This is a genomic window from Ochrobactrum sp. A-1, from assembly GCF_022488005.1.
GTDB lineage: Bacteria > Pseudomonadota > Alphaproteobacteria > Rhizobiales > Rhizobiaceae > Brucella.
Genome location: NZ_JAKVQC010000004.1, coordinates 1,186,070 through 1,200,432 on the forward strand (window position 1 = coordinate 1,186,070; position 14,363 = coordinate 1,200,432).

The window sequence follows — 14,363 nt, forward strand, 5'->3', positions numbered from 1 at the left end:
CAAAAACCCGGGCTCAATGCCCGGGTTTTTAATGTGCCAATATTAATGTCACCGCTCAGGAGCGGACGACGCCCTTCTTGAAAATGACATTGCCATAAAGTCGTTTCTCGCCCGTACGAATGATCGCGAAAGCATCGCGAGCGCGGTGATAAAAGGCAAATCTTTCAATCGGATCGACAGAAATCTTCCGTCCCTCGGCCGCTTCTATGACCGCTTCAAACTCCTTGAAAATCGCTGGCGTTTCATTGGGCGCCTGCATGACAGCAGCTGGCTTGTCGACAAAATCGTCCAAAGGCAGCAGTGACAGAACGGCTTCCGCCATATCCGTTGCGGTGGTTCCCGGAAAATCCAGTACGTGGACACCAGAGGACTGCGCCGGATAATTGGCATCGACAATCACAAGATCGTCTCCGTGCCCCATATCGGCAAGAACCTCGAGCAACGAGCCGGTCAGCAATGGATTGATATTCTTCAACATAAGACGTCAGTTCCCATAAAAATTCTGTCGCCTCACACTAAACAACTCGCTTTCAGAATCGCAAGGTCCAAGTATGGGAAGGCGACCGACATTATCTCGTCGTCGGGTCCAGCTTGTCGCGTAGCCAATCACCCACAAAGCTGATCGATAGCGTCGTGAACATGATCACAAATGACGGCGCGAGCATGATCCACGGTGCACGAGTGAGATATTCGCGACCATAACCAACCATATTGCCAAGACTGGTCATGGGCGGCTGCACGCCCAATCCCAGAAACGAAAGGCTGCTTTCGAGAAGAATAATCTCCGGGAATGTCAGCGTCATCGAGACGATCAGCGTCGAAGCAATGTTCGGGAGGATATGCTTGAGATAAACGCGCGACGGCGTAGCGCCGAGCTGGGTAACCGCTGCTGCATAGCCTTGTGCATTCGCTGAGACAGCCAACCCGCGCGCGATACGGGCATAACGTTCCCAACCGTAAAAGCCCATAAGGCAGGTCAAAAGCAGAAGCGAGCTACCGAAGAATGCAAGTACGGCAAGCGACAAGATCAGGAATGGAAGTGCTGCCTGAAAATCAGCCAGCATAACGACAACCTGCTCTACGGCACCTCGAAAATACGCTGCGAGAAAACCGAGCGTCGTTCCGAATACCTCAGAGATAATCGTGGCGCCAAATGCGATGAGCAGCGAAATACGAATGGATTCGATAAGGCGTGAAAGCACGTCACGTCCCAGCTCATCGGTGCCCAGCCAGTGCTGTGCGTTCCCCGGCAGTGCGAGGCGGTTTTTCAGGTCAAAGGCTGTGATGTTGTAGGGTTTTATCCAGTCCGCAGCCAGAGCAATCAGGATCATTGAGGCTATCCAGATAAAGCCGATGATGACCATCAGCGGAATGCCTTTACGGTTCTTTTTCGGCTGCACGGCAACAGCGGCGGTATTGGCGGTCATATCCGTCATCAGTTCAGCCTCACGCCTTGCCCTGCGCCTGACGCAGACGCGGATCGAGATAACCATAGAGAAGGTCGACGATGAAATTGGAAATCACCATCGTCGCCGCCACGAGAAGCAGGATGCATTGCACGATAGCAAGATCGCGATTGGCAACCGAGACCACGAGCAACCTGCCCACGCCCGGCCATGAGAAGAGCGATTCAACAACCACTGCTCCTGCAATCAGCGATCCGACCATAAACCCGACGATAGTGACAATCGGAATAGCCGCGTTAGGCAGTGCGTGCCGCCATACCACATTGCGCCAGGACACACCTTTGGCGCTCGCCGTACGAATATAGGGTTGCCCCAGAATCTCGATCATCGCACTGCGGGAGAAACGCGCCAGAATCGCGGCGCCACCTAGCCCCATGGTGATGATGGGTAGAATGGCATGCATCCAGCTATCCTGTCCGCCCGAGGGCAGCCAGCCCAACGAAACTGAAAACACCAGCACGAGCAGCAGGCCAAGGACAAAACTCGGTAAAGTGAAGCCGATGACGGCAGTAGCCATGACAGCCCGGTCAATGAAGCTGTTGCGATGCAGCGCAGCATAAATTCCGGCCGGAATGCCAAGCCCAAGCTTGATCAGCAATGCCGTTATCGTAAGCTGAAGCGTTGCGGGAATGCGCTCGGTCACCAGTGTGATTGCAGATTGGCCGTCGCGCATCGATATTCCCAGATCGCCGCGCGCGATAGCTCCGAAATAACGCAAATATTGCTGCCAGAGCGGGTCATCAAGTCCCCAGTTCTTCCGGAAGGCAGCTATGGCTTCAGGTGGAGCATCCGGCCCCATGATGATCTGGGCCGGATCACCGGACATGCGCAGGACGACGAAAGCAAATGTTACCACGAGAAGGATGGTGACAAACGCGCGAACCCCGCGAACCATCAGAAATCTAAGCATGATAATTGTCCGTCTGCAGGGGTCCTGCAAAATGGCAGGCCACTTTGCGTCCCGCTGGCATGTCGAGGAGTTCAGGTGTCTCGCTGCTGCAGCGCGCAGCCGCAAAACGACAACGTGGATGAAAGGCGCAACCATCAGGTCGCGCGGCAGGGTTCGGTGGCTCTCCCTGCAGGATGATGCGGTCGCTTAGGGGAACACCGGTCACCGGCACACTGGACACCAGCGCCTGCGTATAGGGGTGGAGCGGTCGAGCAAAAATTTCGTCTGAGGATGCTTCTTCGACGATACGGCCCAGATACATAACCGCAACGCGATCCGCAATATTACGCACCACCTTCAGATCATGGCTGATGAAAACCATGGCTATGCCTTCACGTTCCTGCAAATCGCGCAAAAGGTTCACAACCTGCGCCTGGATGGAAACATCCAACGCCGATACAGGCTCATCGCAAACGATGAGTTGCGGTTTACATGCGATGGCGCGTGCAATGACGACACGCTGGCGCTGCCCGCCCGAAAGCTCGTGCGGATAGCGAGAAGCCTGATCGGGACGGAGACCGACCGCTCGCATCAGCTCCGCAACACGCGCTTTCTGCTCAGCAGGTGTTCCAATGCCATGGATTTCCAGCGGCTCGGCAATCTGACGACCAATCGGTAGGCGTCGGTCCAAAGCTGCCAGAGGGTCCTGATAGACGAGTTGCATACGCGCCCGTAAAGCGCGCCAGCCAGCAGTCTTCTGGCGAGGCAGGGCTGAACCTTCGAACGTGACTTCTCCCTCACTGGGTTCTTCGAGACCTAGAAGCAACCGACCCGTCGTGGATTTACCCGAACCGGACTCGCCAACGATGCCCAGAGTTGTTGCCGGAGCGACCGATATGGAAAGCCCGTCGACGGCGCGCACTGCGACCGGTTTTGCAAAAGGGCCTTTGCGCGACGTGTATGTTTTAACAAGATCGCGAGCTTCGATGAGAGCGGCTGTCATTGTGCTATTGCCCTTGTGCTCGCCGGCGTTGAAATATGGCCACCGATGGACGGCAGCAAATGCGATGCGGCCGGATAGGGATGAAAACAGGCGACCATACGCCCCTCACCGGCATCGTCCTGCGGAACACCGAGTCTCGGCAGGCTTCGTGCGCAGAGGTCACTCGCGCTCAAGCAGCGTGGCGAGAATGCGCAACCTTGCGGAAGTTTGCCGGGCTCAGGAACTGTGCCCTCGATGGGTATGAGCCGGCTGCGCCCGCCCTCAAGGCTGGGAATGGAATCGAACAGGCCGTGCGTGTAAGGATGACGCGGAGCAGTAAAAAGCGCTTCGGTCCACGCCTGTTCGACGATACGCCCGGCATACATGACGGAGACCCGTTCGCAAATTTGCGATACAGCCCCAAGATCATGACTGATAAAGACCACAGCCATGCCGGTTTCCGCACGCAATACAGCCAATAGATCAAGAATTTGAGCCTGAATCGTAGCATCAAGTGCTGTCGTAGGCTCATCTGCAATCAGGATATCGGGATTACCTGCCAGCGCCATGGCAATCATCAAGCGCTGGTTTTGACCACCGGAAAATTCGTGCGGATAATTATCGATGCGTCGGCCTGCATCCGGTATCCCCACCAGTTCCATCAATCGCAAAGCTTCCGCCCGAGCGGCTGATCCTTTCAGGTTACGATGAAGCCGCACGGCTTCCTCAATCTGTCGCCCAACCCGGATAACCGGATTCAACGAACTCGACGGGTCCTGAAAGATCATCGCAATACGACCACCCCGAACACCTTCGAGCGTGCTGCGCGATGCGGTCAGCAATTCTGTTCCTTCTAGGAGAACACTACCGGAGATCGACGCCTTCTTCGGCAGGAGGCCGAGCGCCGCCAGCCAGGTCACAGACTTGCCGCAGCCAGACTCCCCGACTAATCCGACGGCTTCGCCCCGCTCAATCGAGAGGTCGATACCATGCAGAACCGGCACGCCATCAAAGGCTACTTTGAGATTGGAAATTTCGACCAGCGGCATCATGCAATCCTTCTGGTTCATTCACAGTCGCGGGGCTTGAAACCCCAAAGGAAAAGCGAGCCCGGCCGAACCGGGCCCGCCTCTACAAATGGATCAAGCCCAGTTGTTTTTGCGGAAATCCATTGCGAAAGCAGGGGCCGCCTTCCACTTCAATGATTTCGGCTTGGCAGTGAACGTCGCATTCTGGTGAAGGACTGTGTAAGCGGGGTCTTCCCGTTCACAGATTTCCAGCATCCGCTTGAACGCTTCCTTGCGTTTGGCATGGTCGGTGCTGGTTTCCAGAATGACGGAAAGCTTGTTTGCTTCCTCATTCGTCCACTCGCCGACCTGCTGCTGCTGGCCATTCGGACCATGCTGGCTGACGATGGAAGAAACCGGATCGTTGAATGGCGCGGAATTGGACCAATCGCGCACAGCACGTCCTGGGCTCTTCTCCAGAACCTGTTGCCAGTTTTCCTGCATCTGTATTTCGACGTTCAGGCCCACCTGATTCCACATCTCCACAAGGATCTGCGCAGTCGGGGTCTGGTTGGTATAGTAATTGTTGAGTAGGCGGTAAGGGATTGCATCCCCCTTGTAACCGGCCTCTTTCAGAAGCTGCTTGGCGAGGTCAGGGTTATATTCTGGAACATTCCACCCCTGAACGAACATATCACCATAATAGTCCCACTGGAGACCGGCCGGAACGACCGTACGACCGGCCCACAGCGAATCCACGATCGCCTGGCGATCGATCGCATGGGTAAATGCGCGACGCACCAACGGATTTTCCAGTTGCGGATGGAACTTGTCGAATACGGTCAGACGATGGTTGAGGATCGTGCCACCTTGAACTTCGAAAGCATCATTCTTTTCGATGCCTTCGATCTGATCTGGTGGAATATCGCAAGCAAACTGGTATTCGCCAGAGAGCAGACCATTGATGCGGGACGCAACTTCCGGCACTTCGATGAAGCGGATCTGCTTCAGCGGCGGGCGTCCGCCCCAATATTCGTCATGAGCTTCGAGTACCAGCATATTGTCCGGCTTGAACTCTACAACCTTGTAAGGCCCGGTGGTAACCGGCTTGCGCGCCCAGTCGAGATAGCTCGGCGACTCTTCCCAGCCACGACGGCTCATGATCTGGCTACCGTAACGGGAGATGCGGCCTTCCATGGTCACGTCGGGCGTACCGTTCTTGAAGCGCACTGTATATTTGTCGACTACTTCGACACCGAGAAGCGCCGGCCACGAGCGGCGTGCCGTTGCTGGCACTTCAAGCGGCAGTTCCTTGCTTTCACGACCGAGCGGGTTTTTCTCCGAGACGTAAATGGTCTTGCCTTCGGCTGGTTGAGTGTCACCGAACATACGTTCTTTGCCAAAAGTGAAGGCAATGTCTTCGGCGGTCATCTCGTCGCCATTGTGAAACTTCACACCTTGCCGGAGCTTCAGTTCAACGGTCTTGTCGTCAATGCGGGTCCATTCGGTCGCAAGACCTGGCACCGCTGAAAGACTACCCAGCCAGTCACGGTCGATCAGCGCTTCCCAGAGGCTGGAGAAGAAAACACGTTCACCCACATTCGACTGTTCACGAAGGACGTCGAGCGTATTGCTATTTGCCACCTTCTGCACGGCAATGGTGATTGATGGACGATTGTCAGCCTGTGCGATTGCAAAGCGCGGCAGGATGAGCGAACCGGCAGCACCGGCTGAAAGGCCGAGCATCCCGCGTCGGGTCAGATTGATCATTTGGTTGCTCCTGAGATCAATGGTTGCGCGTTGTCAGCCCTTGCGGGCCGGATCTGTAATGGGTGAGTGTCCGGTCGGCATGAGACAGCCGCCACGACAGGGCCTTCTGGGCGTAGTCGCGAACGAGAACCGCATAAGCGGGGTCTTCAGCCAGATTGTTGAATTCGTGCGGGTCTGCCTTCAAATCGAAGAACAGCGGCGGCAGGGCCGCAAAATGTACGTACTTGTAGTTTTCGTCCTCAATTACGCAAAGGCTGCAATCATCTTGCGAAAGCTGCACCGAATTCTGCGGTTGATCGTAGAAGACGTCGCGGAAGTCGAACTCGTAATGCAGTTCTGTACGCCAGTCGGCGGGCTTTCCCTCGCCCAGAAACGGCAGTAGCGAACGTCCGTCGCAAGCACATGGCGTTTCCCCGCCCAACCATTCGAGGATGGTCGGCATGACATCGATGCTTTCGGAAAAGCCTTCTTCGATCTGGCCAGCGTACCGGTTCTGTCCTGCATCCTTTATGACCAAAGGAATGCGGAAGCTCTCGTAATTGTAGCCGATCTTGCCAAGCAGATGATGATCGCCGAGCTGCTCACCGTGATCGCTGGTGAAGATGACAAGAGTATCGTCCCACTGACCCGTTTCATCAAGGTAAGCGAAGACCCGCCCCAGACAATCGTCGATTTCCGTAATCAGGCCACAATAGGTGGCGCGCATTTGGCGAATCTCACCTTCGTCAAGCGTTGCGCCCGACCCTTCCGCCCCATGAAAGAACGAACCGCGCCTGATGTGATCGATATAATGCTTCATAAGGGGATGCTGTGCCGCTTCGGCATCCGGACTATCCGCGCGAACGGGCGCAGGCATATCTTCGGCCTTGTACATCGCATGATAAGGCGCAGAGGCGACAAACGGCGGATGCGGGCGATAATAGCCGAGATGTAGGAAGAAAGGCTTGCCGTCCCTTCCCTTAAGATAAGTCAGCGCGCGTTCGGTGAAGAATGTAGAATCCGAAAACTCCCTCGGGATACGCGACGGCTTGTCGGTAGCGCCCGGAACGGAATGCTCGCCTTCCGGCAGCCAGATATCTTCGCGATTCTCCGGCAGTTCAAAGCCGTTCTGAGCCACCCAGCCGAAATAGCCGTCCATATTGGGTTCGAATGCGCCCACAGAGCGAAACCCGTCCATGATATCGCCCAGAACCGTAAAACGCGGATCTCTGTGGGACGTCGAACGCGGATCAGGTGTCGTCGTTGTGTAACCGATGAGCGCGGGATCGTAGCCGATGGCGCGGAGAGCTTTGCCGAGATTCAAATGGCGCTGATCAAGCGGAACCGTGTTCTGCACTGCCCGATGGTTCATCAGGTAGAGCCCCGTAAGCAGGCTTGCTCTTGCCGGGCCACACGGCACGCAGGTCGTGACGTGATTACGGAAGGTCAAGCTTTCCCGGCAAAGGCGATCAAGATTGGGAGTTTTGAGGAAGGGTTCGCGCCCCTCTGCCCGCATCAGGTGAGGGATAAAATCTGCTCGCCATTGATCAACGACGATAAGCAGGACATTTTTTCTGGTCATGTTGGCCTCGTTATTTCCGAGGCTTACTAGAACCCTTATATATCAAGGGCATGACCCTTGTGTAATGTTTTGGTGAAGCTCTGATTACAGAAAACGCCGGCCAAGGGCCGGCGTTTCGCTTAGATCAATGGAATAGTCGATTATTCCGCCTTGGCTTCGATATCGACTTTGTCGAGCAGCAAGATCGGATCCTGCGATGCAGCTACCATTTCGAGAGCGCCAATTCCCTTCTCAGCTTTCGCTTTGACGGTGAGCTCGAAAATATTCGGCTTTGCGAGGAAGGTAGAAAACGCCGTCGCAGCATCCTGCAACTGTGGCTGGTCCGCTGCCAGCTCTTGCAGAGAGGCGGCAGCCATCAGAGACATCGCGCTACGCACTTCATCTTCCGACATATCTTTTTCTTTGGCATAAGTCTTGATAGCCTTGGAGATGATGCCCTTTTCCTCAATTTTCAGGTTTACCTGCTTGGCCTTGAGCCCAAGCAGAGCAACCTGCATCATCACCTTGTCGCCAGAGAAGAATTCCTTGGTTAGACCGCCCATCAAACCGGACATGGATACGGTACCCATATCCTTGCCGCTGATCGAGATGTCCTTGATGATCAGATTCTGGTTTGCTTCATCCCAGCTTGCCTCAAAGTTTGACGACATGGTGAGACTATCATAGCCAAGTGCCCGAAGCTGCTGGTAAAACTCGTCATCAGCCTGTGTCGGCACTTTGAGCGACATATCTTCATAAGCGATGCGCACATCGGTCGGAATACCGTTGTAAGGCTTGTTGAGAGCCACTTCGTAGCTCTTCATGGCGAACTGAATGCGTTCAGGCAGCGAAGGAACCGACGGCTCTTCGGTTACAGCCTGATCTCCATCGTCCGCGTCTTCCTCGCTTGCATCCACATCTTCAGACTTTTCATATGGCAGATCGGCGTCGATCCCCACTACCTTAAGTGTGCCGAATTCCGGAAGCATGGTCGTGAAAGGGAAGTTTTCAACTTCTTCTTCATTCAACGCCGCAAACTTTTTCAGAGCTTCAACTGAAGTCGCCCAGGAGAAGCCCTTCAAGGAAGCTTCCTCCATCTTCATGTAGTCCTGACCTTCGGAGAAGGCCAAGCCCTTAATGGTCGCATCCATTTTCTGATTGTCGAAAGCAACTGCGACGCGTTCGATACCGCCCTTGCCCTTCGATGCATCAGTTGGCTCGATCTTCATGCCGAGCATTTCAACATCGCCCTTGCCGATGGTGTCGAACAGTGAGCTCACCTGAAGAATAAGCTCGCGTGTTTCCTCCGGTGAAAGTTCGTCTGCATTTTCGAGAGACTGTAGCTTCTCCAAGGTTTCGGTGAACGGCACGGCTGGCATACGAGCCGTGAAGCCATTGCTGCGAATTTCATCATAGCTGAAGCTCGCATCCTTCGTCTTCATGACGATATTCTTCGCCGAGAAAGGACCATAGACGGGCTTTGCTTCCTTGTCGTCCGGGCCTGCCTTTTCGGTATAGAGACGGGCGAGGAAGACACCATCAACGTCCTTGCCCGCTGCGGCACCCATGGTGCCAGTCATCTTGTCCGCGGCTTTTTCACCGTCTTCACCCGGCACTTGGATCGTGAAGTCGAAAGCCGTGCCGCCCGCCGTATAACGAGCAACCTTACCAAGGTTAATATCTTCCAGTGCAACGTCCTTGTAGACGATGTTCTGTTCGTTATTCGCGACGGTCTGGATAACCTTGATTTCCTGCGCAGTCAGGCGCTTTGCCGAAAACCGACCAACGCGCTCCGGCAGCGTCAGACCGCTATTGCCGAAAGTATCTTTCAGCATGGCGGTATCGAAATTAGCGTCCTCGATTGCCACGCTTGGAATTGAAATCTTGTAGTTTCCGATCTCCGTATCAATGCCCGACGCATTCAGCATGCCGGTGAGAAACAGAAACTTCGGACGACCATCAACCGAAGCGATACGAACGTTGGAGCCATCCTTCAGCGGCAACGTCACGTCGCGCAGGTGAATACGCCCGAGAAAATCTGCCTCAACCGAAGAGGCCTTGCCGCCACGCTTTTCAAGCTGCGATGTAATGGTCTTCTCAAGTGTGATCTTGTATCCTGTCAAACCGGCGGCAGCGATGGCGATTACCGCAACTGCAGCCCACAGCGCCTTGCGCCCACCCTTACGGGTTCCGTTCTTTGCCTGCTCCACGATGCTGGTCCTTTCAGCGCAAATTAAAACGGTGTCTGTGCAAGCCATTGCCTAGGACGAATTCGCAGACGAAAGGGAGGCTTCGACATCGCGTAAATACGGCTGAAACAACTGCTTAAAACACACAGCCTGAATCGGTCAGGCAGACAGATGCTCTAACTACCTGAAATTGCAAGCGCAAGCAGGATCGCAAAAGTTTCTCACAATATTTTACAGTTTGCTCAAGCAATACTCGAGCAAAGCAACGGGCAAAGCATTCACATTCTCGATGAAATATCTACGGAGCCATTTCAGCTATTGAACCGGCTACTATCCTTTTCAATCAAACATAGAGATACTGTCAGCCACTCAAAGCGGCTGATCAGGATGCGGAGATGAACCGTAGGCTCCCCAAATGGATTGATCGAAATTCACGATGGCACCCGTCATCAAGCCGGATTCTTTCGAGGCCAGAAAGGCTATCGCACGGGCAACTTCGGTTGGATCAATCAGCCTGCCGAAAGGCTGACTCTTCGCCGCTTCATCCAGCCAGTTCTCCGGCGCATTATGAAACTCACGCTGGATGCGATCCTCACCATCCGATGCCATCCAGCCAATATTCAGGCTATTGATGCGGATCCGATTGCGCAGAACCGAATAGGCAACATTCCGGGTCAGTGTGTCCAGCGCCCCCTTGGAAGCACAATAAGCTGCAATGAAGGGCTGACCGCCCATCGACGACATCGAAGAAATGTTGACGATTGTCCCTTCGACCTTATCGCGTCGGAACAGTTTTATTGCCTCTTGAATGAGGAAGAATGGCGCTCGCGTATTCACAGCAAATAAACGGTCGAACAATTCCGGACTGGTGTTCAGAATGGTGCCCCGATCCGTTAAACCGGCAGCGTTTACAAGAACATCAAGCCTTCCAAAAACACGGTCGGCTTCCAAAACGATTTTACGGCAGTCTTCCACCTTCTCAAGATCAGCCTGCACGAAGACGGCTTTGGCTCCGAGATTTGCCAACTGATCGACTTGCGCCCGCCCCTTTTCAGCCGAACGCCCGCATATCACGAGGCCTTCAGCGCCCCTTTCTGCAAATAGTTTCGCTGTTGCTGCTCCAAGCCCCTGCGTGCTTCCCGTAATAACAGCAACTTTTCCGTTGAATTGTCCGTCCATTCTGCGCTCCGAAATTCAAGAGCATTTCCAGCAAAAGTGCGAAGCGGTTTTGCGTCGGATAATGCGTGAAAACAAAAAGATAGAGCGGTTCCACGATTCAGTTTCAACCGGAACCGCTTCTAGTCAAACCCTGCCGCCCAGTTCGGCAGTCAGATCGGCGAGTTCCTGTCCGCCCGCCATGAGGCTTTGTAATTCGTCCATGTCCACATCGTTCTTCGTACGCGTTCCAAGCGTCACACCGCGATTGAGAACTGTAAACTTGTCACCGACCGCATGAGCATGACGAACATTGTGCGTGATGAAGATCACCCCCAGCCCGCGAGAGCGCACCAGATTGATGTATTTGAGAACCATGGCCGTCTGCCGCACACCCAGCGCAGAAGTCGGTTCGTCGAGGATCAGCACTTTTGCGCCAAAATAGACGGCACGGGCAATCGCAACGCATTGGCGTTCACCACCGGAAAGCGTTCCGACCGCCTGCTGCGGATCACGGACATCGATCCCGATCTTTCGCATCTCTTCGCGCGTTACTTCTTCGGCCTGCTGCGTGTCGAACCAGCGGAACGGTCCAACACCTTTTGTCGGCTCGCGTCCAAGAAAGAAATTGCGCATGACCGACATCAGCGGGATCATCGCAAGATCCTGATAGACCGTAGCAATGCCATGATCGAGCGCATCGCGTGGGCTTTTGAAGGTGACCGGCTTTCCTTCGACCAGAAAGTCACCGCTCGTCGGCTTGTGAACCCCGGAAAGCGTCTTGATCAAGGTCGATTTACCGGCACCATTATCGCCAAGCAGACAATGGACCTGCCCCGGTTCGACGCTCAACGAGACGCCGTTCAATGCAATGACCGGGCCGAAATGTTTAACGAGATTGCGGACTTCGATGATGGGTGTCGTCATGGCAAATCTCCCTCTCAGCGCTCGCCGGTCGCGCGCTTGCGAATGAAATTGTTGAAGAGCACCGCGATCAGAAGCATCCCGCCCAGGAAGACCAGATACCAATCCTGGTCGATCTGGGTATAGGTCAGCCCAATCAACACCATGCCGAAGATGATTGCGCCGAAGAATGCGCCAATTGCAGAACCATAGCCGCCGGTCAGCAGACAGCCGCCAATGACCGCAGCGATAATCGCCTCGAATTCCTTCTGGAAGCCACGGCGCGCATCGGTTGAGCCGGCATCAAGAACGGTAAGGATAGCTACTAATGCCGCAGCCATGGCTGTGCACATGAACAACGTCGTTTTGACGCGACGCACGGGGACACCGGAATTGCGAGCAGCCAGAGCGTCGCCACCTGCGGCGAAAATCCAGTTGCCGAAGCGCGTGCGCACCAGCACATAGGTTGCAATAAGCGCGATGGCGATGAACCACAAAACTTCGACCGGCACGCCTTTCACCGAAGGCTCACCATTGGGGAATTTGTCAATCAGGTCGTTCTCAACCATCCAGGCGAAAAATCCCTGAAACGCATCACCGGAAAAAAGCCCGGCAAGATAACTGCCTGCAACGGCTTCCTTGACACCTCGCAACTGCGTAGCGCCGCCTGTTGCCCATTTTAGCCCGACAAGCGACAGACCGCGCAGAATGAACAGGAAAGCGAGCGTTACGATAAAGGATGGCAAGCCGGTCCGGATTACAATCTGGGCATTCACCACACCCACAAATGCGGCAAACAGCAAAGTGACGATAATTGCGACGCCAAGCGGCACCTGCCAAACGACCAGGGCAGCGGCAAAGATCAATCCAGCAAAAGCCACCATCGACCCGATGGACAGATCGAACTCACCGCCGATCATGAGAAGTGCCGCAGCAACCGCCAGAATGCCGAGCTGCGAAGCGGGAGCCATGAAGTTCATGATGCCGGCCGCAGTAAACATCGCCGGATTGGCAACTGAGACGAAAAAGATCGTAATAAGGATCAGGCCAGAAACTGCTCCTAATTCGGGCCTGCTCAGGAGCCGTTGCAGTGGGCTCGCCGACTGAAGTCGCTCATCTTTCGATAGCGCCGTCGTGCTGGCCTTTTCATGGGGAAGTGGCTCACTCATGATCTTCTCCTGCTGTATTCTGGGTACAGAGACCCGTTCCCGCCCATTTTCATGGGCGGGTTCGATATCAGATAGTCTAAATGATGCTTACCGGATGCCCTTGGCCGAAAGTTCCACGACCTGCTTGGCCTTATCCTTGGTGATAAGGTTCGGGCCCGATGGAACATTACCACCCGGCATCAGACCGTATTTCGCGTTAAGTGCGAGGAACGATACCGGCAGATAACCTTGCAAGAACTGCTGCTGGTCGATGGCGAAGTCTGCCTGTCCCTTTTCAACGGCCTCCAGGAAGCCAGCCGACATATCGAACGTCGCAACATGGATTCCACTGCGACCGCTTTCGGAAGCGGCTTTCACAGCAGGTTCACCCGCGAGTGTTGCATTGAGCGCCAGGATCGTGTCGACGCTAGCATCAGATGCCAAGGCAGCACGAACCTTGGCTTCGTTCTCAGCAGGATCGGTCGATGTCGGCAGAACCGTTACATCACCGAAGCCTTCCTTGAAGCCTGCACAGCGTTGATCAAGCGAGACATTGCCGACTTCCTGATTGACGCAAATACCTTTCTTGCCACCAGCATTCTTCAGCGCTTCACCCGCGACCTTACCAGCATCGAACTCGTCCTGACCAACATGCAGCAGAGCTCCGAGCTTCTTCGAGGCATCGGAACCGGAGTTCATGGAAATCACTGGAATACCGGCTGCTACAGCACGCTGAATCGACGGCCCAAGCGCATCCGCATCTGGGATGGAAACCACAATGCCCTGCGGCTTCTGATTGATCGCAGCGTCGATAAGCTGGGCCATCTGCACCATGTCAAAGGTTTCCGGCGCACGATAATCGACCTTCACACCCGTATCCTTTGCCGCTTCGGCAACGCCGTTCTTCACCACCGACCAGAACGGGTCCGAAGCCTGACCATGGCTAACGACGACGATATTAATATCGGCCGCGTGAGCTGCGAAAGACGCAGCCAATAAGGCCACACCGGCTACGGCCGACTTCAATAGAGATTGCATGTTCACTCCTCCCTTGTCCGGCGCTCCCCGCCGGTTTGCATTAACGCCTTACTTCCCACTGCAGCATCCCGGCGCTCCTCCAAGCGTTTCCCCGTTACCACATGCAGATCGTGGATCTATTCAATAGAATGAAACATTCATAACAAATTATCGTGGAATTATAATTCCATTTCTGGTAGCTCATGTCAATCGCATAAGCTGCCGACGATATGCTTATTTCCCAAAGGAGTCGCGCGGCGCCAAACGCTTCGACCATCGTTTCTGGAGGAATGGACA

Annotated in this window: 12 protein-coding genes; all 12 read right to left on the reverse strand. The window is 54.7% G+C overall.

What is annotated here, in order from left to right:
* Window positions 1-55 precede the first annotated feature (55 nt).
* The 12 genes from MKS82_RS15260 to MKS82_RS15315 all read right to left on the reverse strand — a co-directional run bounded on the left by MKS82_RS15260 (window position 56) and on the right by MKS82_RS15315 (window position 14,087).
* Window positions 56-478 carry an RbsD/FucU family protein gene (locus MKS82_RS15260; RefSeq protein ID WP_109989111.1) on the reverse strand — a complete coding sequence of 141 codons (423 nt, stop codon included), beginning with the start codon at window positions 476-478 and terminating at the stop codon, window positions 56-58.
* A 91-nt stretch (window positions 479-569) separates the two neighbouring features.
* Window positions 570-1,436: an ABC transporter permease gene (locus MKS82_RS15265; protein ID WP_109989110.1), complete on the reverse strand. Its 867-nt coding sequence runs from the start codon at window positions 1,434-1,436 to the stop codon at window positions 570-572.
* Between the two features lie 10 nt (window positions 1,437-1,446).
* A complete protein-coding gene (locus tag MKS82_RS15270) occupies window positions 1,447-2,376 on the reverse strand; it encodes an ABC transporter permease (RefSeq protein ID WP_240578978.1) in 930 nt (309 codons plus the stop codon).
* Window positions 2,369-3,358, reverse strand: a complete 990-nt coding sequence (locus MKS82_RS15275) for an ABC transporter ATP-binding protein (protein ID WP_109989108.1) — start codon at window positions 3,356-3,358, stop codon at window positions 2,369-2,371. The genes MKS82_RS15270 and MKS82_RS15275 overlap by 8 nt, the downstream gene beginning before the upstream one ends.
* Window positions 3,355-4,389: an ABC transporter ATP-binding protein gene (locus MKS82_RS15280; protein WP_109989107.1), complete on the reverse strand. Its 1,035-nt coding sequence runs from the start codon at window positions 4,387-4,389 to the stop codon at window positions 3,355-3,357. Before MKS82_RS15280 ends, MKS82_RS15275 begins: the two co-directional genes overlap by 4 nt.
* A gap of 90 nt (window positions 4,390-4,479) precedes the next feature.
* The gene (locus MKS82_RS15285) at window positions 4,480-6,114 is read right to left on the reverse strand and encodes an ABC transporter substrate-binding protein (RefSeq protein ID WP_109989106.1); all 1,635 of its coding nucleotides are present in this window, start codon (window positions 6,112-6,114) and stop codon (window positions 4,480-4,482) included.
* Window positions 6,115-6,130: 16 nt separating this feature from the next.
* Window positions 6,131-7,675 carry a phosphoric/sulfuric ester hydrolase PehA gene (pehA, locus tag MKS82_RS15290; RefSeq protein WP_109989105.1) on the reverse strand — a complete coding sequence of 515 codons (1,545 nt, stop codon included), beginning with the start codon at window positions 7,673-7,675 and terminating at the stop codon, window positions 6,131-6,133.
* Window positions 7,676-7,815: 140 nt separating this feature from the next.
* The gene (locus tag MKS82_RS15295) at window positions 7,816-9,864 is read right to left on the reverse strand and encodes a hypothetical protein (RefSeq protein ID WP_109989104.1); all 2,049 of its coding nucleotides are present in this window, start codon (window positions 9,862-9,864) and stop codon (window positions 7,816-7,818) included.
* A gap of 348 nt (window positions 9,865-10,212) precedes the next feature.
* Complete coding sequence (locus MKS82_RS15300) at window positions 10,213-11,022, reverse strand: SDR family oxidoreductase (protein ID WP_109989103.1); 810 nt, start codon at window positions 11,020-11,022, stop codon at window positions 10,213-10,215.
* Between the two features lie 123 nt (window positions 11,023-11,145).
* Window positions 11,146-11,925, reverse strand: a complete 780-nt coding sequence (locus tag MKS82_RS15305; RefSeq protein ID WP_109989102.1) for an ATP-binding cassette domain-containing protein — start codon at window positions 11,923-11,925, stop codon at window positions 11,146-11,148.
* Between the two features lie 14 nt (window positions 11,926-11,939).
* Window positions 11,940-13,070 (reverse strand): ABC transporter permease, encoded by a 1,131-nt coding sequence (locus tag MKS82_RS15310; RefSeq protein WP_109989101.1) that lies wholly within the window; start codon window positions 13,068-13,070, stop codon window positions 11,940-11,942.
* An 87-nt stretch (window positions 13,071-13,157) separates the two neighbouring features.
* The gene (locus tag MKS82_RS15315; protein ID WP_109989100.1) at window positions 13,158-14,087 is read right to left on the reverse strand and encodes a sugar ABC transporter substrate-binding protein; all 930 of its coding nucleotides are present in this window, start codon (window positions 14,085-14,087) and stop codon (window positions 13,158-13,160) included.
* Window positions 14,088-14,363 lie beyond the last annotated feature (276 nt).